Raw genomic sequence first — 23,620 nt, 5'->3', positions numbered from 1 at the left:
GGTTAATATAAATGGATTTTAGAGCGGAGTACGAGAAATGGTGTACAGACCCATATTTTGATGAGGCTACAAAGGCAGAGCTTAAGGCTATCGCGGGTGATGATAAGGAGATAGAGGACAGATTCTATCGCACACTTGAGTTTGGTACAGCAGGTCTTCGTGGTGTAATAGGAGCCGGCACCAACAGGATGAATATATACACAGTCCGTCAGGCTACACAGGGATTGGCGAATTACATACTTTCACAGGGAGAGGACGCAGTAAAGAGAGGTGTTGCAATCGCACATGACTCACGTAATATGCATGATGAGTTCACAGATGCCACAGCACTCTGTCTTGCAGCTAACGGAATCAAGACATATGTATTCCCACAGCTCGCACCTGTTCCTGAGCTGTCATACGCAGTAAGGACACTCGGTACAATAGCCGGTGTTGTTATCACAGCAAGCCACAATCCTCGTGAGTACAATGGATACAAGGTATACTGGGAGGATGGTGCACAGGTTACTCCACCTCATGATACAAGCATCATGGCTGAGGTGGCAAAGGTTACATCATTTGACCAGGTAAAGACTATGGACAAAGCTGCTGCTATTGAGGCTGGTCTTTACAATGTCATCTCTGATGAGGTTGAGGAGGGATATTTCGGAGAGCTCCGCAAGCTTTCTATCCATCCAGAGATTATCAAGGCTATGGCAAAGGATATCAAGATCGTTTACACACCACTCCACGGCACAGGTCTTCGCCCTGTACAGAGAGTACTTAAGGATATGGGCTTTGAGAATGTATACATTGAGCCAAGCCAGGCAGTGCCTGATGGCAATTTCCCTACATGTCCTTATCCAAATCCTGAGAATCCTGATGCATGGAAGCTTGCACTTGAGCTGGCAAAGGAAAAGGATGCTGATATCGTTTTAGCAACTGACCCTGATGCCGACAGACTCGGTGTATACTGCAAGGATACAAAGACAGGTGAGTATGTGACATTTACAGGAAATATGTCAGCTATGCTTATCGGTGAGTATATTTTAAGCCAGAAGAGTGCCAATGGTACTCTGCCTGAGAATCCTGCATTTGTTGAGTCAATTGTTTCTACAGATATGGGTAAGGCAATTGCGGCAGCATATGGCGTAAAGCATATCGAGGTTTTAACAGGTTTCAAGTATATCGGAGAGCAGATGCTCAAATTTGAAAAAACCGGCTGCAACAATTATGTATTCGGTATGGAGGAGAGCTACGGATGTCTGCCGGGCACATATGCAAGGGACAAGGATGCTCCTGCAGCAGTTTGTATGCTGTGTGAGGTGGCTGCCTTCTACAAGTCACAGGGCAAGACTCTCTGGGATGGCATGATTGACATGTACGAGAAGTATGGCTACTACAGAGAGGGCATTTCCACAATGACCTTAAAGGGCATTGATGGTGCTGCACAGATAAATGAGATTATGACAAAGGCACGTGCCGCTGAGCCAAAGAAATTTGGTGATTATCAGGTGATTGCTATCCGTGATTACAAGAATGACACAAGAAAAGATATGACAACAGGAAAGGTTGAGCCGACAGGTCTTCCTTCTTCTAATGTACTTTACTACGAACTTAACGATAACGCTTGGTGCTGTGTACGCCCTTCTGGTACAGAGCCTAAGATTAAATTCTATTTCGGAGTTAAAGGAGTGTCTCTTGAAGATTCACAGGCTAAGCTTGATGCTTTGTCAGCTGAGGTTCTCGGACAGTTTGAATAAAGACTATGATGAAAATATACATTTGCCCGGATTGTGGCTGGATACGGATGGTTTCAAGAAGGAAAGAGGTTGAATGCTTCAAGTGTGGCAGGCCGCAGATGCGTCTGACGAATCTGGAGTTTGGAAAGTATACCAATATGTCAGAGAAGGAGCGTCAGGATTACGCAGACGCGTGGCTTTACATTCATAGGAAAAAGGAAAAATAACATGGCAAAGAAGAGAAAGAAAAAAAGAAACGGCAAAAAGAAGATAATACTATTTATATTTGAAATTTTACTGTTGCTGGTCGTGCTTGGTATTGTCTGGTTATATAATAATACACTAGGACAGGTTAAGTATGAAGATGGACTCACAGACAGCCAGGCAGGAATTAATGAAGATATTGATAAGGATGCACTGGAGAATATGCATGGATATTTGAATGTAGCATTGTTTGGTCTTGATAATAGAAGCGATGGCTCTTATAATGAGGGACATTCCGATTGTATCATGATTGCAAGCTTGAATTATGATACAAAGGAGGTTCAGTTGGTATCTGTATATAGAGATACGTATCTTCCGGTTGGCAATGGAAAATATGCGAAGGCGAATGCAGCATATGCTAATGGTGGGGCAAAGAGAGCAGTAGCTATGCTTAATTCAAATTTGGATTTGAATATTACGAAGTATGTTTGTGTTGATTGGAAAGCTCTGGTAGATGCTATTGATGATCTAGGAGGACTAGATCTTGAGATAACACCACAAGAAGTCAAAGAAATTAATAAATGTACAGTTGAAGTAGACCAAATGACAGGTAAGAATACACCAGATGTCACACAATCAGGTAAAGTTCACTTAGATGGAACTCAGGCTACTGGATATGCACGAATAAGAAGTACATCAGGAGATGATTTCCTTAGGGCATCTCGTCAGAGAATTGTGCTTCAGGCTATGCTTGACAAGGCTAAGCAGGCAGATTTAGGATCGCTCACAGAGATGTGCAAGGATATTATGAGTCAGATAAGTACAAACTTTACAGCAACCGAGATAATACAGTATGCTTCTTATGTTACAAAGTTTCATATGAAAGAGACAACAGGCTTCCCATTTGAGCTGACTACAATGAATTTGTCAACTACGGGCGATACCATTATTCCTATAGACCTGGCACAGAATGTTTCTGAGCTTCATCAGTTCCTGTTTAATGAGACTGATTATCAGCCAACAGAGACAGTTCAGAATGTAAGCAACAAGATTGCAAAGAAGACGGGGGTTACTTCAAAAACTTCTGCATTTGATTTGACACAGTATAATAATACAGTTGGATCTGATGGTACAGAGGGAGCAAAAAAGAAGAATAAAGCGAAACAGGAAGAATTAAAGAAGAGCCAGTCAGAGTCTGAAAATAGTTCAGGAAAAAAATCATCATCTGATGATTCAGATGAATAAATGCTTAAATACAGCTATTAGGGAGAATTTATGAAAACAGAAATCAAAGAAAAAATCACGGCAACAAACCAGAAATACTTAAAGAAATTCTTAACAGAGGAAGCTCCGGCTAAGCTTGAGAGCCAGCTTGAGCACATGGACTGGTCATACCTTGATATGATTCACAACAAGGAGCAGCAGAGAGGTACATTTTCACCGCTTGCTGCTATGGAGATTTCAGAGATAGAGGCAAATAAGGACAAATACCTTGCAACAGGTCTTGATGCTGTCAAGAATGGCAAGGTCGGTGCAATTCTTCTTGCCGGTGGACAGGGGACACGTCTTGGCTTTGACAAGGCTAAGGGCATGTTCAATATCGGAAAGACAAAGGAACTCTACATCTTTGAGCAGCTTGTCGCAAACCTCATGAAGGTTACAAATCAGACCGGTACATGGGTGCCTCTGTATGTTATGACAAGCGAGATAAATGATAGCATGACAAGAGAGTTCTTTGAAGAGCACGACTATTTTGGATACAACAAGGATTATGTGAAGTTTTTCGTGCAGGAGATGGTTCCGGCAGTTGATTTTGATGGAAATCTGCTCATGAAATCTGAGGATTCACTTGCCATGTCACCAAACGGAAACGGTGGATGGTTCAAGTCACTCATCAATGCCGGTCTTGACAAGGATTTGAAGGACAAGGGTGTTGAGTGGCTCAATGTATTTGCTGTGGACAATGTGCTTCAGCAGATTGCAGATCCTGTATTTGTCGGCGCTACAATAGAGTCCGGCTGTGTCAGCGGCTCTAAGGTGGTCAGAAAGTGCGATCCATACGAGAGAGTCGGCGCTATGTGTCTTGAGAATGGCAAGCCTTCGATTGTCGAGTATTACGAGCTTACACCTGAGATGGCAGAGGCAAAGAACGAGAATGGTTCATTACAGTATGGCTTTGGTGTTATCTTAAACTATTTATTCCGCGTGGACAAGCTTATGGCTATCGCAGAGAAGAGCCTTCCGCTTCATGTGGTAGAGAAGAAGGTACCTTACATTGATGAGAATGGTACAGAGCATAAGCCTGAGACTCCGAATGCATACAAGTTCGAGACACTCATCCTCGATATGGTATACATGATGGACAATAGCCTGCCATTTGAGGTAGACAGAGAGAAGGAGTTTGCACCTGTAAAGAATGCGACAGGTACAGATTCGGTTGAAACAGCGAGAGCTCTTCTTGAGAAGAACGGAATTGAAATTTAATATATGATTTATGGTAACTGTTCATTGGCAGGGATGTATTGATATTCTGCAATTTCTATTTATCGCAGACTTAGAGGTGCATCTGTCGATGAGCAGTTATTTTTATTCGGAGAATAGCACGGGGATTACAATTTATGAAAAAATAAATAATCCCGTCACAAATTAAACACAGATTGACAGTATACTTCTAATTGTAAACGAAAGGAGAAATTATTATGGATAACAATTATAGAAATATGAATGATACAAATAATACTAACAGTACAAATAACACAAATAACAATACAAATAATGTAAATTTCACAATGTCGGGTAATCCTTACAATCCGGATGAGTCACAGAAGGCTGCACAGACTAATAATACATCAGCTGAAAGCTATTCACAGAGCTACAATCCATATTCGCAGGCTTCTACAGCAGGACAGCCAAATGCAAATCAGTCATATGCAAACCAGCCTTATTCTAATCAGTCGTATAATTCAGGCACAAATAATAATGCATATTGCGGCACATCAGCAGGTTCGACAGACAATTCATATAGCAGGATGAATATGAATGGTCAGGCATACCAGCAGACTGCAAAGCCTAAGAAACAGAGAGCACCTAGAAAGCCTGGTGCATTTGGACCATTTGCAGCAAAGACAGTAGCGGCAGCTCTTATCTTCGGACTCGTCGGAGGCGGCGTTTTCACAGGAGTAAGCTATATTGGCACGAGAGCTATTTCAAATTCTTCTACTGCAAGTGCAAAGCTTACCACTACAACATCTGGTGGGACTAAGCAGACATCCTCAGGGAATGCAAAGGATCTGACAGATGTATCATCAGTTGTCGATGAGGTAATGCCTAGCATCGTTGCTATCACAAATACAGGAACAGTCACCTACAACAGCTTTTTCGGAAAGCAGTCACAGCAGTCTCAGAGCTGTGGCTCAGGTATTATTGTGAGTGAGGATGATGATTATCTCTACATTGCTACAAACAATCATGTTGTGGCAGATTCAGAGGAGCTCACAGTACAGTTTGATGATGATTCAGTGGTAAAGGCAGAAATCAGAGGAACAGATCCGGATGACGATCTAGCAGTTGTACGTGTAAAGAAAGCAGACCTTGGAAAAGATACTTACTCAAATATCAAGATTGCTACAATCGGAGATTCTGAAAGTGTAGCTGTTGGAAGTCCTGCAATTGCTATCGGTAATGCACTTGGATACGGACAGTCTGTCACAACAGGTATAGTAAGTGCGCTTAACAGAACCGTAACTACACAGGATTCACAGACAGGTGAGACTGTTACCAACAACAAGCTTATTCAGACGGATGCAGCCATAAACCCTGGAAACAGTGGTGGAGCACTCTTGAATGAAAATGGCGAGGTTATCGGTATAAACTCTGTAAAATATTCTTCAACTGAAGTTGAGGGTATCGGATATGCAATTCCTATGTCGGTTGCAAAGCCTATTATTGAGAGCCTTATCCAGGATGGAAAATATACTAATGAGAATCAGGCATACCTTGGTATCAAGGGTGGCGATGTTTCATCTGAGATGGTAGCCTATGGCTTCCCACAGGGTGTGTATGTTTCATCTGTTTCAGCTGGTTCAGGTGCCGCAAATGCCGGCTTACAGGAGGGAGATATCATCACTGCTGTTGACAGCACAAAGATTTCTTCTATGACAGAGCTGCAGTCAGCGTTAAAGAGCTACAAGGCCGGAGATAAGGTTACTCTTACTGTTGCCCGTCAGAGTGGCAGACAGTACGAAGAGAACAAGGTTGAAGTAACCTTAAGCTCTGCAAAGGATATTCAGCAGTAAATAATTCATTTATATTTATGAGTACAAAAACGCGCCAGTGTGGCGCGTTTTTTGTTATGAAAAATATAGTTAAGGGTTGATTTTTTAAATAAAAAGGTGTAGTATTATGAATGTTCATAAAAACATAAGGAGAGACGAACATGAACAAGCAGGAGAAAGATATACTGAACACGTTATATCATCAATCAGTTAACAATCAAAGAGAGATATCAGAGTTATCCGGTCATTCTCTGGGAGTTGTAAACAAATCAATAAAAGAATTGATGAATGAAGGTTATATAAATGAAAAATGTGCTGTTACACCTAAGGCTCTTAAAGAATTCAAAGAAAAAGCGCCAAAGAATGCAGTGATTCTTGCAGCAGGTTATGGCATGCGAATGGTGCCAATAAATACTGAGACTCCAAAGGGCCTTTTAGAGGTAAATGGGGAAGTTCTTATAGAGCGGACAATCAGACAGCTTCATGAAGTGGGAATCTATGAGATATATGTAGTAGTCGGCTTCATGAAGGAGAGATATGAGTATCTCATCGATGATTTTGGAGTGGAGCTCGTTGTCAATGAAGAGTATACGACTAAGAATAATCTATATTCAGTAAAGAAGGTTCTGAATCATTTATCAAATACATATATCATACCGTGTGATATATGGTGCGACAAGAATCCGTACCATCACCATGAATTATATTCCTGGTATATGGTCAGTGATTTGATTGATGATGACAGCACGGTGCGTGTTAACAGAAAAATGGAGTTGGTTACCATTCCGAAGGCTGCCGGCGGCAATGCTATGATAGGAATTAGCTATCTGCTTGACGATGATGCACAAATTGTCAAAGGCAGAATTGAAAAATTGTGTAGTAATTCGGCTAATGATGGTGCCTTCTGGGAGACTGCACTGTATGATAAGGACAGAATGTTTATTACCGCCAGGGTAGTACATTCGTGGGATGTGGTTGAAATTAACACATATGAGCAGCTCAGAGAGATGGACAGCGATTCAAATCATCTGAAAACTGATGCAATACAGGTTATCTGCGATGCCTTATCTGTATCAGCAGACGATATTGTAGATATTACGGTATTGAAAAAGGGCATGACAAACCGCTCGTTCCTGTTCTCATGTAAAGGGAAAAAATATATCATGAGAATTCCGGGAGAGGGAACGGATCAGCTGATAAACAGACGTAATGAAGCAATGGTTTATAATACTATTGATGGCAGACATATATGTGATGATATCGCTTATATAAATCCGGATAATGGATATAAAATCACTGCGTTTTTAGAAAATGCGAGAGTATGTGATCCGGAAAATAATGATGATGTTTGTAAATGCATGAAGCGTCTCAGAGAATTTCATGATATGAAGCTTAAAGTAAATCATGAATTTGATATATTCGGTCAGCTTGAGTTTTATGAGAGCCTGTGGGATGGTTCGCCTTCTGCATACAGACATTACAGGCAGACTAAGGAAAATGTCCTTTCACTCAGACCGTATATAGAAGCTCATGTAAATGAAAAGGTTCTTACGCATATTGATGCTGTTCCGGATAATTTCCTTTTTGTTAAGGATGAAAATGGAAATGAGGACATCAGACTTATTGACTGGGAATATGCAGGAATGCAGGATCCGCACGTAGATATAGCCATGTTCTGCATATATTCCATGTATGACAGGGAGCATGTGGATAAGTTAATTGATGCATATTTCACAGAAGGGTGTTCAGCAGAAATCCGAATAAAGATTTATTGTTATATTGCAGTATGCGGACTTTTATGGAGTAACTGGTGTGAGTATAAGAGAAATCTGGGTGTTGATTTTGGTGAATATTCACTCAGACAGTACAGATATGCAAAGGATTATTACAAAGTAGTACAGGATGAAATGCAGAAATTGGAGGATAATTAAAAATGCATGAAGTAAAACGCGCGATTATCATGGCAGCAGGACTTGGTAATCGTATGAGACCGGTAACGCTTACTACTCCGAAGCCATTGGTAAGGGTGAATGGAAAGCGTATGATAGATACAGTTATTGAAGGCTTACACGGTAATGGAATCACGGAGATTTATATTGTTGCCGGATATTTAAAGGAACAGTTTTATGAATTAGAGAATGAATATCCGGGAGTTACTATAATTGAAAATCCTTATTATGAAAGCTGTAATAATATTTCATCACTATATGTTGCAAGAGATCATATTGAGGATGCAATTATTCTTGATGGCGACCAGATTATATATAATCCTGAAATTCTATCAAAAGAATTCGAACGCTCGGGTTATAACAGTGTATGGACTGATGATGAAACAGATGAGTGGCTTCAGACAGTAGAAGATGGAATTGTAACATCCTGCAGCAGGAGTGGCGGAAGTCATGGATGGCAGCTTTATAGCATCTCCAGATGGACTGCGGCAGATGGGCGCAAACTGAAAAAACATCTTGAAATGGAATTTGAGAACAAAAAAAATACTCAGATATACTGGGATGACGTTGCAATGTTCTGCTATCCGGATGAATATCAGCTTGGCATATATGAGATGCAAAAAGGCGATATTATTGAGATTGATAATTTGCAGGAGCTTGCTGAGATAGATAGCAGCTATAAGAAATATATGGAGCAATCTGGTGATATGTCAAGATGATTTTTGAAAAGATTTCGATATGTTTTTCAGAAAAAGGGTAACTTTAATAGACCTATGCAAAAACACAGGCTAAAACCAGTTATTCATTTGATGTATCCAGCGATACGCCGGAGTACAGTTGGTTTCTGGCCAGCAATCCATAAACCAAACGAACGAATTTACGTGAAGTCAGCGCGAGTGCTCTTTTGTGTTGATGCTTCGGAACTTCGTTGTACTTCTTTCGATAGTACGCTCCGTACTCAACATTATGTTTTCTCATACTGTTGGCGGCTTCGCCAAGATAGTATCTGAGATAACGATTTCCGGCTTTACTCATTGGAGTATCTTCTCCATCAAAATCACCTGATTGGTTTGACTTCCACATGAGTCCGGCATATTTAGCAAGAGCATCAGAGGAATGAAAAGCAGAGATGTCGCCTATTTCAGCTACAATGCCACCTGCAAAGACAGGACCAATGCCATCTATGGATTGAAGAATAATAAAAGCATTAGGATTTAATCCTCTGATTTCTCTTTCGATGGCAATATCTATAAGCTTGATTTCTTTCTTGAAAGTTTCAATACAGTTGAAAGAGCTGGCAATAGATACATTTAATGGTTCATAAAGAGCTTTATCTAAGCGATAAGAATCTCTGGCCGCTTTCCTGAGTAATTCTGCGGTCTTGCTAATGTCTTTGATACGATTGCGACTTTTCTGTGCGAGAAAACTTATAAGATCTTCCTCAGATGAATCAATAATCTCCTCAGGAGATAAGTATTCTGTCAATACACTGGAAGAGGTTGCTCCATAAATATCGCAGAAAGGCTGGTCATCACCTTCTAACATCTGTAGTTCACTGAACTTCAGATACAGATTAGAAACCAGGTAGGTTTTCTCTCTGGTCATGCATTCAACAAGATGCAGACGATGCCTTGTGAGGCGTTTAAGAGCCAAGAACTGGCTTCCACGCCATGGCTCAGTTTCGATATTTCCTGCACGTGCATAATCGGCAATAACAAAGGCATCAATAGGATCAGACTTACCTAATCCGATATAAGACTTTTTGTAATTAGCTGTGCATTTGGGATTGAGCACAAAAACATAAGGTTTGAAATGCATCAGTTCCTCGCAGGAAGAGAGAAAATTTGCAATGTGAATGCTGTAAACAGAGGTAGACTCCAGAGCAGCAACAATCGTATTAAGATCAGGGTGTTCTTTCAAACACTCAAGAATCTTCTTGGCTAGTTCTTCAGCACCAGGCTGATTGTTAGCAAAAGAAGAGTTTATGTATTTATTTTTATAAAAATCCAAAGCGCAAACATAGTTGGATTTTGAACTGACGTCAATACCGACGTAAAGTGTAGATAATGGGTTAATCTTTAACATGATATCACCCGCCTTTCCGATTAAGTATTCTTGGAACCTGAAGAAAAAGGTTTATCCTGGGAATCATATGCTGACCGAAACCTCGCGTAATAAGCATGTACCCTGGCAGCTCTTTTGCTGGTGCTGTACGCCAGGGGATGAAACATCTGTGTAAGCGGAATGTGACATATGATTCAGGCTGCAAGCTCCATAAGCAGGCACCGGAGACCGGGCTGAAAGGATTAAAAGCAGTGCCTCTAGACATCAGACTCTGCTGATATCATACCACAGAATAACCTATGAAACTAATAACCAATGTAGATGAGATGGAAAGGGTTTATCCCAGGTGTCTCAGATCATCTATAAATTTATAGAAAGGATAAGTGCATAACCATCATTTCTACTGGCTATACACTTATTATACGAGGATTAGTATTATGAAAGAGAAAAAAATTGATTGGATTATTACACTTGTGCCATTAGCAATAATTGTGGCATTGTGTATTCTATTTTTTGCATTACCTGAGCAGTCAAATGCCATACTCAGTCAGGTAAGATTTTTCTTTGGAGATACGTTTGGCATTTATTACCTGATTATAGGTTTAGGAATATTTTTGATATCTATATTTATAGCTGGTTCGAAGTATGGAGATATTGTTCTTGGAGAGCCGGATGAAAAACCAAAGTACTCATTCTTTTCATGGGGATGTATGATGTTCACATGTGGTCTGGCAGCAGATATTTTATTCTACTCATTTTCTGAGTGGATTATGTATGCAACAAATCCACACATTAAGGAGCTTGGAAGTATACAGGAATGGGCCGGTGTATTTCCTCTGTTTCACTGGAGCTTTATTCCGTGGGCATTTTATCTTGTTTTAGCAGTTGCATTTGGTTTTATGCTTCATGTAAGGAAAAGAAACCGTCAGAAATATTCGGAAGCATGCAGACCTGTTCTTGGAAAACACACAGATGGTTTTGCAGGACGTATTATAGACCTGTTAGCTGTATTTGCACTTTTAGCAGGAACAGCAACCACATTTAGTGTTGCAACACCTCTTATGGCAACAATTATTGGAGATGTGTTCCATATATCGCTTAGCAGAACAGCAATCAATATCATTATCCTTATAATTACATGTATAGTTTATACATATTCATTATTACATGGATTTAAGGGAATAAGCATTTTGGCAAAAGTCTGTATCTATTTCTTCTTTGGACTGCTTGCTATTGTACTGCTGTTTGGCGGTGAAACAAGATATATTCTTGAGACCGGATTGTCATCTCTTGGCACTATGGTGCAGAATTTTATAGGATTATCTACGTATACCGATCCATTACGTAAAACCAACTTCCCACAGGACTGGACTATATATTACTGGGCTTACTGGATGGTATGGTGTGTAGCAGCTCCTTTCTTTATTGGAAATATATCAAGAGGCAGAACTATCAGACAGACAATTCTTGGAGGATATGGATTTGGTGTTGGCTCTACGCTCATCAGCTTTATCATCTTAGGTAACTATTCAATGGGAAAACAGATGTCAGGAGCAGCAGATTTTATTGCGCAGTACAACAAGAGTGGCGATTTATATGAGTTGATAGTTACTATTCTTAAGACATTGCCATGTGCACCTTTGATAATGATAATAGTTTTAGTGACAATGATTGCTTTTTATGCTACATCATTTGATTCTATTGCTTTAACTGTATCATGTTACAGCTATAGGAAATTAGGTGAGGATGAGCAGCCGCACAAACTCATTCAGCTGATGTGGTGCATACTGCTTATACTTTTACCAATTGCTCTGTTATTTGCTGAGAGCTCTATGAGTAACTTGCAGTCTGTAAGTATAGTTGCTGCATTTCCGATAGGCATAGTTATTGTTTTGATAACAATCAGCTTTATGAAGGATGCGAAGAAATATATGGGTGAATTAAAGAATAAACAGAAATAAAATAGTTCAATATATGTGTAAGAATGCTTCGCTACATGGTAGTAGGAGCATTCTTTTTTCGCTTACGTCCCTTACACTGTGGCGGAAATGTTGTTCAAATCAGTTCAAAGTACTAGACAAATTCCCTAAAATATTAGATAATGTATATAAATAATTTTACTTTTGCACCGCATAGGAATTCTTCAAAATTGATGGTTTATATGTAGATTTATCATAGTATACACATCGGTTTATGATTATGAGATATAATACACATTGAGCGGATGCAGCATAGGAGGTCGGCATGAAGAAGAAAAAAATAGTTATTGCACTCGGACATGATGCTCTTGGAACAACTCTTCCGGAGCAGCACGAGGCTACAAAGCATACAGCAAAGGCAGTTGCAGATTTTATTAGAGACGATTATGAGGTTGTTATCACACACAGCAACGGACCGCAGGTGGGCATGATTCACACCGCTATGTCTGAGTTTTGCAGGATTTATCCTGAGTATACAGCTACACCTACAGCAGTCTGCTCTGCAATGAGCCAGGGCTATATAGGATATGATTTACAGAATGCTATCCGTACAGAGCTTCTTGGCAGAGGAATTTACAAGACCGTTTCAACAATACTTACACAGGTGGTTGTTGACCCATATGATGAGGCTTTTTATCATCCGACAAAGATCATTGGCCGTGTTATGACAGAGGCTGAGGCTGAGGAAGAGGAGAAGAAGGGCAACCATGTGACACAGGTTGAGGGAGGCTACAGAAGAGTTGTGGCAGCTCCAAAGCCTGTTGATATAGTGGAAAAGGATGCTATTAAGGCTCTTGTTGATGCGGATCAGGTTGTTATCGCATGTGGTGGCGGCGGAATCCCTGTTTTAGCACAGGACAATAAGCTTCAGGGCGCAAGCGCTGTTATCGAGAAGGATCTTGCAGCCGGAAAGCTTGCAGATACTCTTGATGCTGACAGACTTGTTATACTTACAAGCGTTGACAAGGTCTGCCTGAACTATGGCAAGGAGGATGAGAAGCCGCTTGATACCATGACTGTCGATGAGGCAAAGAAGTACCTTGCAGCAGGCGAGTTTGATGAAGGTACCATGGCTCCAAAGATTGAGGCGGCTATCGACTTTATCGGTGACTCTGCCATCCGTTCAGTGCTTATCACAAAGCTCAATAAAGAGGGCAAGACAGTTTCAGGTGGTATGGGCACTTTAATTACAAAGTAGAGCTTAATTGTTATAATTCACATATATCCCACACGTCTATATGCATTTTGCAGAGCAGATGTGTGGGATTCTAAATAAAAAGAGTAAGATAGAAGGTAACACAAAATGAGTGAGAAAAGGCTTCAAAAGAGAGATGAAATCTCAGATGAGTACAAATGGAAGCTTGAGGATATGTATGAGACAGATGAGCTGTGGGAGGCTGAGTGTGAAAAAGCGTCACAGATTGCAGAAAAGCTATCTGGATTTAAGGGACATCTGGCCGACAGTGCAGCAACGCTGCTTGATTTTTTTAAGAAGCAGGATGAGCTGTCTTATTATTTGGAGCGTATAGTGGTCTATGCGAATGAGCGCTCACATCAGGACACTGCTGTGTCGAAATATCAGGCATATGTGTCAAAGGCAGAGACACTGACTGTTCAGGCATCAGGTGCGCTGGCATTTGCGAGTCCGGAGATTTTGCAGATAGATGATAAAAGGCTTGAGAGCTTTTACAGTGAGAGCAATGAGCTTATGCACTATAAGCGTGCGATTGATGAGATAATGCGTCAGAAAGAGCATACCTTATCGGCTGCAGAGGAGAATATCCTGGCACAGTGCGGTGAGATGGCTGCAGCACCGGAGAATATATTCAGCATGTTCAACAACGCGGATATCAAATTCCCGTATATCACTGATGTCGAGGGAAATAAAATCCGTATCACGCATGGCAATTTCATAGATTTTTTAAGCAGCAAGGACAGAAGCCTGCGCAAGCAGGTGTTCCGTGGAGTGTATGATTCGTACAAGAAGTGGAGCAATACTGTTTCCATGATGTACATCAGCAAGCTGAAAAATGACACTTTTTATGCAAGGGTAAGAAAATATGACAGCGCAAGGACCATGTATTTATCAGGTGGTGATATTCCTGAGAGTGTCTATGACAATCTGATCGAGACGGTTCACGCACATCTACCGGCTCTGCACAGGTACATGGCGCTTAGGAAGAAGCTTTTAGGTGTGGAGCATCTGCATATGTATGATTTGTTTGCACCGATTGTGGACAATGTACAGACCACCTACACCTATGATGAGGCGAAAAAGCTTGTGGCAAAGGCGCTTGAGCCTATGGGCGATGAGTATGTCAGCACACTTAAGGCTGGCATGGAGAGTGGCTGGATAGATGTATATGAGAATGAGAACAAGAGAAGCGGAGCGTATTCATGGGGCGCTTACGGCACTCATCCGTATGTGCTTTTGAACTATGCCGACAATCTGGACAGTGTGTTTACGCTGGCTCATGAGATGGGACATGCGATGCATACATACTATTCAAATGAGCATCAGAGTATCACCTACGCAGGATACCTGATTTTTGTGGCAGAGGTTGCATCCACCTGCAATGAGTCGCTTCTAATGCACTATATGCTTGAGCATTGTGAGGATGAGAATGAGAGAAAATATCTCATGACACATTTTCTGGACGGCTTCAGGACGACACTTTTCAGGCAGGCGCAGTTTGCTGAGTTTGAGCATATAGCTCACCGGAAAATGCAAAAGGGCGAGCCGGTTACCAAGGATGTGCTAAATGAACTGTGGTATGAGCTGAATGTGCAGTACTACGGACCAGATATGCGCGTGGATGATGAGATATCATATGAGTGGATGCGCATACCGCATTTTTACACACCGTACTATGTATATCAGTACTCGACGGGCTATTCGGCAGCAGTTGCTTTTTCAAAAAAGATACTTGAGGAGGGAAAGCCTGCTGTGGATAAGTATATAGGAAATTTCCTGTGCGGTGGATGCTCGAAGAATCCAATCGAGCTGCTAAAGAGTGCCGGTGTCGATATGAGCACACCAAAGCCTGTGGATGATGCACTCAATGTATTTGAGGATTATCTGAAGCAGTTTGAGACAGCAACTAAGTAAGGAGAAACATTTTTATGGAAAGAATTAAAAGCTTTACAATCAATCATAATATTCTTAAACCTGGATTTTATATTTCAAGAAAAGACGGAGAAATCGTTACATACGACCTTCGTACAAGAAAACCTAATGCAGGAGATTATATGTCCAATTCAGCTATGCACTCAGTGGAGCATATGTTTGCGACATGTGTGAGAAACTCTGAGATTGCAGATGATGTGGTATATTTTGGACCGATGGGATGTCAGACAGGCTTCTATCTCGTAGTGAGGGATGTCGAGCCGGGAAAGGTTTTTGAAATCACCAAAGAGGTCTTAAAGCAGATACTTGAGTATGATGGACCGGTGTTTGGTGCATCAGCCATAGAGTGCGGACATTACGAGAATCTGTCACTTGACGAGGCAAAGAAGGAGTGTCGTGCATATCTTAAGGTGCTTGAGAGTCAGACAAATATGGAGTTTACTTATCCACAGTAAACGAGGACTAAAAATATAATAGCAAGATAGCAGGAATGGAGAAATAAAATGACAATAGGTGTAATTGGTGCAATGCAGATGGAGGTCGATGACCTAAAGGCTCAGATGACAGACACACAGACAGAGGTTTACAGCGGTGTGGAGTTTGTTGAGGGTAAAATCGGTGATCAGTATGTAGTTGCGGCAAAATGCGGAATAGGAAAGGTATTTGCGGCAATATGTGCAGAGACCATGATTTTGAAATATGATGTAGATATGATTGTCAATATCGGAGTGGCTGGTACTTTGACAAAGGACTTAAATGTGCTTGACGTGGCAGTAGCCACAAACGTGCTGCAGCACGATATGGATACATCGCCAATCGGAGATCCGAAGGGACTTCTTTCAGGCATCAATATGATTCTGCTTCCGGCAGATACAAAAATGGTGGAGCTCATGTGCTCATGCTTAGCTGACAGGAATATCCACTACAAAAAGGGCAATATCGCAACAGGAGATCAGTTTATTGCCACAAAGGAGCAGAAGGATTATATTTCGAATACCTTTGATGCAATCGCAGCAGAGATGGAGGGAGGCAGCATCGGTCATGTGTGCTATGTGAACAATGTGCCATTTGCTATTCTTCGTTCAATATCAGACGGCGATGGCGGCGAGACAGACTACCAGACCTTTGCGGAGAAGGCTGCGCATCAGTCGATTGAGGTAGTGCTTGAGTTTATCGGAAGGGCAGAAGAACTGAAATAGAGTTATTTCATTATTCATAATTTGTGATAATAAAGAATAGTATATAGCATGAGTGAATACAGAGCATACATGCAAAATACAAAACTACATAATGGGACAAAACGAAAGAAACGCCGACACAGATTCCTTTTTGGAGTGCTGCTGTCGGCGCTTCTTATTACAGGCGCTTTATATGGCAGAGAGTATGACATATCGCAGCTGAAAAATATAGAGGTGATGGAGACACTTAGCAGTGCTGTGAGTCAGTTCGGAGACAGAAAGCTGCCTGTATATTCGGTTCAGACAACGGAAAAAAAGATAGCCCTTTCATTTGACTGTGCCTGGGGAGCAGAGGATTTTGACAGTATGATGGAGACACTTGACAAGCACAACGTAAAGGCTACATTTTTTATGACAGGAGGGTTTGTGAGTGATAATCCTGAATGTGTAAAGACGCTGGTTGAAAAAGGGCATGAGCCCGGAAATCACAGTGAGCACCACTATGATATGGCAACAATCACGGCAGGCGAGATGAAGACGGAGATAATGGATGTGCACAAAAAGGTCAAGGAGCTGACCGGAAAGGATATGAAGGTATTCAGACCGCCATACGGCTCGTACAACAATGAACTGATTGACACAGTTTATGGCTGTGACTATTATCCAATCCAGTGGGATGTGGATTCGCTCGACTGGAAAAACTATGGTGTGCAAAACATCATAGATACAGTGTGCAATCACAAAAGCCTGGATTGTGGCTCGATAATACTCTGCCATCTAGGCGCCAAATACACCTCGCAGGCACTCGATGAAATGCTCACGAAGCTGCAGGACATGGGCTATGAGATAGTTCCGGTATCAAAGCTGATCATGAATGAAGGCTATCATATGGATGCAAACGGTATGCAGATCAAGGACTGATCAATTTCATAAATCAATATTTTAGTCAATATTTTAGCCCCTTACGATATTGTTATTTACAGACAAGTGTGTTAAACTAAAACTATATTTTAAAGAAGCTGTGAGACAGCTATGGGGGTAAATTATATGACAGATACAGGTTTTTTAGTAGCATTCTTTATAGTTATTTTTTTAGTTATCATCTTTGCGCTTGTCGCTGTAATCGGAGCCGTTACAAGTGCTGTTGCAGGTATCAATGATGATGAGGATGAGACAGAGGAAGAGGGCATCTGAAGCTAAAATCAATAAAAGATATTAAAAGATATTTAAAGACATCGAATTATATTGATCGTATAATTGGGTGTCTTTTTATTGTCAAAATCTCTTAAAAAAGTATAAACCAATTGAGTTGCAATCCGACACATTGTATAATAAAAGTATAACAGCGAATTAAATTTATTGTGAAAATCGCAGTAATCACATTGTCTATTAAACTAAGGCAGGACATTATCAAAGAAAAGAAAAAGGAGGGGTCAGATGATATCCAGATATAGTGTAAAAAAACCTTTTACTGTACTTGTAGGAGTACTGCTGGTAATAGTACTCGGTGTTGTATCGCTCGGCAGGATGACGACAGATCTGCTGCCGGATATGAGCTTTCAGTATGCACTTATCGTGACAACAGATATGGGAGCAAGTCCACAGGAGGTGGAGAGCGATGTCACCGCGCCACTTGAAGCAGCTATGGCAACTACGTCCAATATCAAAAACGTAAGCTCAATGTCATATAACAGCTATTCGCTGGTGACATGCGAGTATGAGCAGAATGCCAACATGGATTCTGTAGTGATAGAGATGCAGCAGAAAATAGATCAGGTCAAGGCTGGCTGGAAGGATGGAGTGGGTACTCCGACCATTATGAAGATAAATCCGGACATGCTTCCAATCATGATGACTGCTGTGGATATGGATGGGAAAAGCAAGTCGGAAATCACCGACTTTGTGGAAAACACACTTAAGCCTGCAATTGAGAGTACAGAGGGAGTCGCATCAGTGACTGCAACAGGTGAGCTCACCGAGCAGATACAGGTCACGATGAATCAGGCCAAGATAGATGCGCTCAATGAGAAAATAAATAATGCCGTTTCAAAGAAATTTGACGATGCAAAAAGTCAGATGGATGATGCAAGCGCAAAGATAGAGAGCGGACAAAACGCAATCACATCTGCAGCGGATCAGATGAGCGCGGGAGTGGATACGCTAAAGGAGCAAAAGGCAAAGCTTGCAGAGCAGAAAACTCAGCTGGAGAGTACTCTTGCAAGCTTAAATGAGCAGAAGAGCCAGCTTGAAACAATTCAGTCAGCTCTTTCAGACTTCATGAATAGTGATACATATACAAAGACAATTCCGTCACTCAAAGAGGGCGCAAATGCACCGGGTGAAGCGGGCACAGCACTCAAAGCGCAGCTTGAGCAGGTTAATAAGCAGATTGCAACACAGTTTTCAGGTCTCTCGGCGCTTGGAATCACCGTAAACACAGCAGATGATCTGCCTGCGGCAGCGTCAGCGATAGCACAGACTCTCATTCAGGTGAATACAGGTATAGAGCAGTGCCAAAGCGGGCTTGACCAGATAGCACAAGGAGAGACAGCACTTTTAGATGCCTATGATAATCTAAACAGTCAGGCAGCTATAAGCTCGATAAGCATAGGACAGCAGTCGGCACAGCTTGCAACAGCAGCGGCATCTCTTGACAGCTCAAAGAAGGAGCTTGAAAAGAGTAAGGATGATGCACTTGACAAGTCAAACTTAAATGCAGTTTTAACAATTGACTCACTCTCGCAGCTGCTCGTCGCACAGAACTTTGATATGCCTGCAGGCTATGTAAATGATTCAAATGGCACGCAGTACATAGTACAGGTGGGAGATGAGATAAAATCAATTGATGATTTAACAAATCTAGTGCTTATGGATATGAAGCTTGATGGAATAGCTCCTATTCATGTCGGTGATGTGGCAGATGTTGAGATGACTGACAACTCGGATGAGACATATGCGATAGTCAACGGTAATCCCGGAATAATACTCTCCATGGAGAAGCAGACCGGCTACTCTACAGGAGATGTCACAGACCGTCTTTTGGACAAGCTTGATTCGCTGGAAAAGGAAAATGACGGATTACACGCCACAGTGCTTATGAACCAGGGCGTATACATCGACATGGTTGTAAAAAGTGTGATGCAGAATATGATAGTGGGAGCAATACTTGCCATTTTCGTATTGCTTTTGTTCTTAAAGGATATAAAGCCGACACTTGTTATCGCAGCATCTATACCACTATCGGTTATTGTGGCAGTGGTGCTTATGTATTTTACGGATATCACCTTAAATATCATTTCAATGTCGGGACTTGTGCTTGGAATAGGAATGCTGGTGGATAATTCAATTGTAGTAATAGAGAATATCTACAGATTAAGGGGAGAAGGATATTCGGTAAAGAAGGCGGCTGTTGAGGGTGCAAATCAGGTGGCAGGAGCCATTTTTGCCTCTACACTTACCACGGTAAGTGTGTACGCGCCAATCATTTTTACTGATGGAATCACGAGACAGCTCTTTGTAGATTTGGCACTTACGGTAGCGTTTACTCTTATGGCATCTCTTGTAGTGGCACTCACATTTGTACCGGCAATTGCTTCAGGCATGCTCAAAAAGACGAAGGATATAAAGCATCCATGGTTTGAACGTTTTAAGAACTGGTATGGAAATGTGCTCGGCACATGTCTTAGATTTAAGCCGGTGGTATTTATTGCGGCAGTAGTGCTTTTAGTCGGCAGTGGCGCACTTTGCATGTCAAGGGGAATGACATTTATGGATATGGACATGGAGTCAAATCAGATTTCACTTACCATAGAGGCAAAGGATGACGAAAAGCTTGACTTCAAGCAGCTTACAGAGCTGTCTGATAAGGTCATGGACAAAATATCTGATATAAAGGGCATAGACACAATAGGAGCTACAGCAGGCGGCAGCTCGACCATGAACCTGATGAGCTCAGGAAGCGACAGCGTGAGCATGTATATATTGCTTGATGAGAAGTCGGATGTTTCATCGGATAAGGTAATAGATGAAATTGAAAAACTCACAAAGAATCTGGACTGTAAGGTAACAGCATCTTCGCAGGCTATGGACTCATCAGAGTTTTTCGGAAGTGGTCTCTCTGTCAGGATTAAGGGTAATGATATAGACAAGCTGCAGAAGCTTGCAGGTGATGTGGCAGATATCCTTAAGGACACAAATGGAGTGACAGATATAGATGACGGTCTTGGAGATACAATCAATGAGCTTAAGATAACTGTGGATAAGGAAAAAGCAGCAAAGTATGGCTATACGGTGGCTCAGGTATACCAGCTCGTATCCGGTGAGATATCATCTCAAAAGAGCGCAACAACCATTACGACCGACATAAAGGACTATGAGGTATACTTACAATCTGCAGAGCAGTCTGATGTGACTGTGGACGACATCAAAAACCTTACATTTACCTATAAGGATAATGATGGCAGTGAAAAGGAGATTCCGCTCAGTGATATCTGCACTATTTCGCAGGAACAGACACTGAGTACCATTCATCGAGATGCTCAGACAAGATATATTACAGTATCAGGTGCGGTTGATGAAAACCATAATGTAACATTACTAAGCGATAAAATTAAATCAAAAATTAATAAACTTAGTATTCCTGATGGCTATTCAATAGATATGGAGGGCGAGGATGAGACAATAAATGAGTCAATGAGTCAGCTTGGACTTATGCTTGTGCTTGCAGTGATATTTATCTATCTTATCATGGTGGCGCAGTTCCAGTCATTGCTTTCACCGTTTATTATCATGTTCTGTATACCTCTTGCGTTTACAGGAGGCTTTATAGCTCTTTTCATCACGGGAAATGAGCTCGGAATCATATCAATGCTTGGCTTTATCATGCTGGCAGGTCTCATTGTAAATAATGGAATCGTGCTCATTGATTACATCAATCAGGCTAGGAGAGAGGGCATGAGCAAGCATGAGGCAATCATAGACGCAGGCCGTACAAGGCTTCGTCCAATACTGATGACAGCGATGACCACCATACTTGCAATGTTTACATCAGCGATAGGTATCGGAGATGGCTCAGATATGATAAAGCCGATGGCAATCGCAATAATAGGAGGTCTCGTATACGGAACCATCCTTACGCTTATAGTAATTCCATGTATCTATGATGCGTTCAACAGAGAGAAGAGCATGGTAGAGGAAGAGCTGTAGCAAGTAGATAATAATAGCTGACATATAAGGATAGAGCTGTACAATCACAGGATTAACTAAAAAACCGCTCGGAACGCAAAAAAAGTTCCGGGTGGTTTTTTATAATAAAAAGTAGTTTTATCTGCTTATTTTTTATGGCTATTGCATATTGCACAAAAAATGATTAATAAATTTAAACAAATAGCTGAAAATGCTTTTGCAACGTTATATACTATTGAAAAGTCAATGCTATAGTAATATAATACAAACAGAAGCCAAGAGAAAAACATAACGGCTTATATTTTTTACAACAATTAATTAACAAATTTAACTAACTATCAAGGAGGAAGCAATCATGAAGTATTTTCTGGACAGTGCAAAAATCGAAGAAATCAAGGAGGCCTACCATACATTTGGTATTGATGGAGTGACAACAAATCCACGCCACATAATGGTAAGCGGAAAGCCTTTCCTTACTGTAATCAGTGAGATGGCAGACTGGGTTAAGGCGGAAGGAATCGAGGGATACGAGAAATTCCCTATTTCCGTTGAAATCAACCCACACCTTGATGATGCAGATGAGATGGTAGCAGAGGCAAGAAAGATTTCAGCTATCTGCAGCAACTTTGTTATCAAGATTCCGTGCACAGAGGCCGGTATTCAGGCAGCAAGAAGACTCGAGGCAGAGGGAATCAGAACAAATGTGACACTCGTATTCTCACCAGCACAGGCTATTCTGCCGGCAAAGAATAATTCGCTTTTTGTTTCACCTTTCATCGGCTGGAAAGAGGCAAATGGAGAGGATTGTAAAGCGTACATTCAGGCTATTTCAGATATCTATGACAATTACGGATATAAGGGAAAGACACAGATTATCTGTGCGGCTATCCGTACACCTAAGCAGATTGTAGACTGTGCGGTTGCAGGAGCAGATATCGTTACAACAGGCCTTGCAGTATACAAGGACAGTATCAAACATGCATATACCAGACAGGGACTTGAGACATTCCAGAATGCATGGGATAATACAGTTACAGAATAGATGAAACAGGGAGGTGTTTGTAGGCAATGAAAATTGGATTTGTAGGACTCGGAATCATGGGGGAGTCCATGAGTGAGAATATAGTGAAGAAGCATGATGATGAGGTATATGTATTTGATTTCGTAAAGGAGAAGGTAGAGCTATTGGAGAGCAAGGGTGCAATCGGCTGCAGCAGTTCGCTTAAGCTGGCAGAAAAATCAGACGTAATTATATCAATGGTTCCAAAGTCAGAGCATTCGATGGCTGTTTATAAGGAGGTTTTACCGGCACTTGATGATACAAAGCTCTGTATTGATATGAGCACGATAGATCCATCTGTTTCTGTGGAGATTTCTGAAATGGTAAAGAAGACGGGCGCAGAGTTTGTGGACGCACCGGTTGTGAAATCGAAGCCTGCTGCTATTGCAGGAAAGCTCGGAATATATGTCGGTGGAGATGAAAAAGCATGTGAGAAGGCTATGCCGATTCTTTCCTATATGGGAGAAAATATCATCAGGATGGGTGGAAACGGAAAAGGTCTGGTCATGAAAATCTGCCATAACGCGCTTGTATCACAGATTCAAAATGGTGTAAATGAGACACTGACACTTGCAAGGGCATATGGAATAGATATAGAAAGCTATACTACAGCTATCTCATATGGCGGTGGACAGAACTTTTATCTGGATTCCAAAAATGTGCCAATCAAAAATGAGGATTACACCACTGCCTTTTCGATTGAAAACATGTACAAGGATGTGAATATCTGCATGAATATGGCAAAGGAGAGTGGATTAAAGCTTCAAGGAGAAAACGCTGCAAAGCAGGTATATGACAAGGCAATGGAACTTGGCTTTGGAAAAGAAGATTTCTGCGCTACTATAAAGGCTGTCAAGGCAATGCAAAGATAAGTGGGGGA

18 protein-coding genes are annotated in these 23,620 nt (G+C 41.3%); 17 read left to right on the top strand and 1 reads right to left on the bottom strand.

What is annotated here, in order from left to right; translation table 11 throughout:
- Window positions 1–11 precede the first annotated feature (11 nt).
- The 7 genes from EUBREC_RS11765 to EUBREC_RS11735 all read left to right on the top strand — a co-directional run bounded on the left by EUBREC_RS11765 (window position 12) and on the right by EUBREC_RS11735 (window position 8,867).
- Window positions 12–1,742, top strand: coding sequence for a phospho-sugar mutase (locus EUBREC_RS11765; protein WP_012743433.1), 1,731 nt, complete (start codon window positions 12–14; stop codon window positions 1,740–1,742).
- A 5-nt stretch (window positions 1,743–1,747) separates the two neighbouring features.
- The gene (locus EUBREC_RS11760) at window positions 1,748–1,948 is read left to right on the top strand and encodes a hypothetical protein (protein ID WP_012743432.1); all 201 of its coding nucleotides are present in this window, start codon (window positions 1,748–1,750) and stop codon (window positions 1,946–1,948) included.
- A gap of 1 nt (window position 1,949) precedes the next feature.
- Window positions 1,950–3,170 (top strand): LCP family protein, encoded by a 1,221-nt coding sequence (locus tag EUBREC_RS11755; protein ID WP_012743431.1) that lies wholly within the window; start codon window positions 1,950–1,952, stop codon window positions 3,168–3,170.
- Between the two features lie 30 nt (window positions 3,171–3,200).
- Entirely contained in the window at window positions 3,201–4,409 is a 1,209-nt protein-coding gene (locus tag EUBREC_RS11750; protein ID WP_012743430.1) for a UTP--glucose-1-phosphate uridylyltransferase, read from the top strand.
- Window positions 4,410–4,624: 215 nt separating this feature from the next.
- Window positions 4,625–6,220, top strand: coding sequence for a S1C family serine protease (locus tag EUBREC_RS11745; protein WP_012743428.1), 1,596 nt, complete (start codon window positions 4,625–4,627; stop codon window positions 6,218–6,220).
- Between the two features lie 140 nt (window positions 6,221–6,360).
- Window positions 6,361–8,130, top strand: coding sequence for an NTP transferase domain-containing protein (locus tag EUBREC_RS11740; RefSeq protein WP_012743427.1), 1,770 nt, complete (start codon window positions 6,361–6,363; stop codon window positions 8,128–8,130).
- Window positions 8,131–8,132: 2 nt separating this feature from the next.
- Window positions 8,133–8,867 (top strand): NTP transferase domain-containing protein, encoded by a 735-nt coding sequence (locus EUBREC_RS11735; protein WP_012743426.1) that lies wholly within the window; start codon window positions 8,133–8,135, stop codon window positions 8,865–8,867.
- Window positions 8,868–8,946: 79 nt separating this feature from the next.
- On the opposite strand, the gene EUBREC_RS11730 is transcribed toward EUBREC_RS11735, so the two are convergent.
- Complete coding sequence (locus EUBREC_RS11730) at window positions 8,947–10,233, bottom strand: IS110 family RNA-guided transposase (protein WP_012741003.1); 1,287 nt, start codon at window positions 10,231–10,233, stop codon at window positions 8,947–8,949.
- Window positions 10,234–10,649: 416 nt separating this feature from the next.
- On the opposite strand from EUBREC_RS11730, the gene EUBREC_RS11725 reads away from it, so the two are divergent.
- The 10 genes from EUBREC_RS11725 (at window position 10,650) to EUBREC_RS11685 (ending at window position 23,612) form a co-directional block, all read left to right on the top strand.
- A complete protein-coding gene (locus EUBREC_RS11725; RefSeq protein ID WP_012743425.1) occupies window positions 10,650–12,173 on the top strand; it encodes a BCCT family transporter in 1,524 nt (507 codons plus the stop codon).
- 283 nt (window positions 12,174–12,456) lie between these two features.
- Window positions 12,457–13,389, top strand: a complete 933-nt coding sequence (gene arcC / locus EUBREC_RS11720) for a carbamate kinase (RefSeq protein WP_012743424.1) — start codon at window positions 12,457–12,459, stop codon at window positions 13,387–13,389.
- Between the two features lie 105 nt (window positions 13,390–13,494).
- Window positions 13,495–15,300, top strand: coding sequence for an oligoendopeptidase F (pepF, locus tag EUBREC_RS11715; protein ID WP_012743423.1), 1,806 nt, complete (start codon window positions 13,495–13,497; stop codon window positions 15,298–15,300).
- A 14-nt stretch (window positions 15,301–15,314) separates the two neighbouring features.
- Window positions 15,315–15,773 carry an S-ribosylhomocysteine lyase gene (locus tag EUBREC_RS11710; protein ID WP_012743422.1) on the top strand — a complete coding sequence of 153 codons (459 nt, stop codon included), beginning with the start codon at window positions 15,315–15,317 and terminating at the stop codon, window positions 15,771–15,773.
- Window positions 15,774–15,821: 48 nt separating this feature from the next.
- The gene (locus tag EUBREC_RS11705; RefSeq protein ID WP_012743421.1) at window positions 15,822–16,517 is read left to right on the top strand and encodes a 5'-methylthioadenosine/adenosylhomocysteine nucleosidase; all 696 of its coding nucleotides are present in this window, start codon (window positions 15,822–15,824) and stop codon (window positions 16,515–16,517) included.
- 48 nt (window positions 16,518–16,565) lie between these two features.
- Window positions 16,566–17,417 (top strand): polysaccharide deacetylase family protein, encoded by an 852-nt coding sequence (locus EUBREC_RS11700; RefSeq protein WP_012743420.1) that lies wholly within the window; start codon window positions 16,566–16,568, stop codon window positions 17,415–17,417.
- A 126-nt stretch (window positions 17,418–17,543) separates the two neighbouring features.
- Window positions 17,544–17,690, top strand: a complete 147-nt coding sequence (locus tag EUBREC_RS17765) for a hypothetical protein (RefSeq protein WP_015568255.1) — start codon at window positions 17,544–17,546, stop codon at window positions 17,688–17,690.
- Window positions 17,691–17,933: 243 nt separating this feature from the next.
- A complete protein-coding gene (locus EUBREC_RS11695; RefSeq protein WP_012743418.1) occupies window positions 17,934–21,701 on the top strand; it encodes an efflux RND transporter permease subunit in 3,768 nt (1,255 codons plus the stop codon).
- A gap of 334 nt (window positions 21,702–22,035) precedes the next feature.
- Window positions 22,036–22,722, top strand: coding sequence for a transaldolase family protein (locus EUBREC_RS11690; protein WP_012743416.1), 687 nt, complete (start codon window positions 22,036–22,038; stop codon window positions 22,720–22,722).
- Between the two features lie 26 nt (window positions 22,723–22,748).
- Window positions 22,749–23,612 (top strand): NAD(P)-dependent oxidoreductase, encoded by an 864-nt coding sequence (locus EUBREC_RS11685; RefSeq protein WP_012743415.1) that lies wholly within the window; start codon window positions 22,749–22,751, stop codon window positions 23,610–23,612.
- The last annotated feature ends 8 nt before the right edge of the window (window positions 23,613–23,620 follow it).

It is taken from the genome of Agathobacter rectalis ATCC 33656 (assembly GCF_000020605.1).
GTDB lineage: Bacteria > Bacillota > Clostridia > Lachnospirales > Lachnospiraceae > Roseburia > Roseburia rectalis.
Note: the sequence above shows the minus strand (reverse complement) of the source record. Positions and strands in the feature narration are given on the sequence as shown.

Coding starts and splice junctions, on each gene's coding strand:
- EUBREC_RS17765 (WP_015568255.1), top strand. CDS start 17,544: ATGACAGATACAGGTTTTTTAGTAGCATTCTTTATAGTTATTTTTTTA.
- EUBREC_RS11740 (WP_012743427.1), top strand. CDS start 6,361: ATGAACAAGCAGGAGAAAGATATACTGAACACGTTATATCATCAATCA.
- EUBREC_RS11760 (WP_012743432.1), top strand. CDS start 1,748: ATGATGAAAATATACATTTGCCCGGATTGTGGCTGGATACGGATGGTT.
- EUBREC_RS11725 (WP_012743425.1), top strand. CDS start 10,650: ATGAAAGAGAAAAAAATTGATTGGATTATTACACTTGTGCCATTAGCA.
- EUBREC_RS11705 (WP_012743421.1), top strand. CDS start 15,822: ATGACAATAGGTGTAATTGGTGCAATGCAGATGGAGGTCGATGACCTA.
- EUBREC_RS11765 (WP_012743433.1), top strand. CDS start 12: ATGGATTTTAGAGCGGAGTACGAGAAATGGTGTACAGACCCATATTTT.
- EUBREC_RS11730 (WP_012741003.1), bottom strand. CDS start 10,233: ATGTTAAAGATTAACCCATTATCTACACTTTACGTCGGTATTGACGTC.
- EUBREC_RS11755 (WP_012743431.1), top strand. CDS start 1,950: ATGGCAAAGAAGAGAAAGAAAAAAAGAAACGGCAAAAAGAAGATAATA.
- EUBREC_RS11685 (WP_012743415.1), top strand. CDS start 22,749: ATGAAAATTGGATTTGTAGGACTCGGAATCATGGGGGAGTCCATGAGT.
- EUBREC_RS11710 (WP_012743422.1), top strand. CDS start 15,315: ATGGAAAGAATTAAAAGCTTTACAATCAATCATAATATTCTTAAACCT.
- EUBREC_RS11690 (WP_012743416.1), top strand. CDS start 22,036: ATGAAGTATTTTCTGGACAGTGCAAAAATCGAAGAAATCAAGGAGGCC.
- EUBREC_RS11745 (WP_012743428.1), top strand. CDS start 4,625: ATGGATAACAATTATAGAAATATGAATGATACAAATAATACTAACAGT.
- EUBREC_RS11735 (WP_012743426.1), top strand. CDS start 8,133: ATGCATGAAGTAAAACGCGCGATTATCATGGCAGCAGGACTTGGTAAT.
- EUBREC_RS11700 (WP_012743420.1), top strand. CDS start 16,566: ATGAGTGAATACAGAGCATACATGCAAAATACAAAACTACATAATGGG.
- arcC (WP_012743424.1), top strand. CDS start 12,457: ATGAAGAAGAAAAAAATAGTTATTGCACTCGGACATGATGCTCTTGGA.
- EUBREC_RS11750 (WP_012743430.1), top strand. CDS start 3,201: ATGAAAACAGAAATCAAAGAAAAAATCACGGCAACAAACCAGAAATAC.
- pepF (WP_012743423.1), top strand. CDS start 13,495: ATGAGTGAGAAAAGGCTTCAAAAGAGAGATGAAATCTCAGATGAGTAC.
- EUBREC_RS11695 (WP_012743418.1), top strand. CDS start 17,934: ATGATATCCAGATATAGTGTAAAAAAACCTTTTACTGTACTTGTAGGA.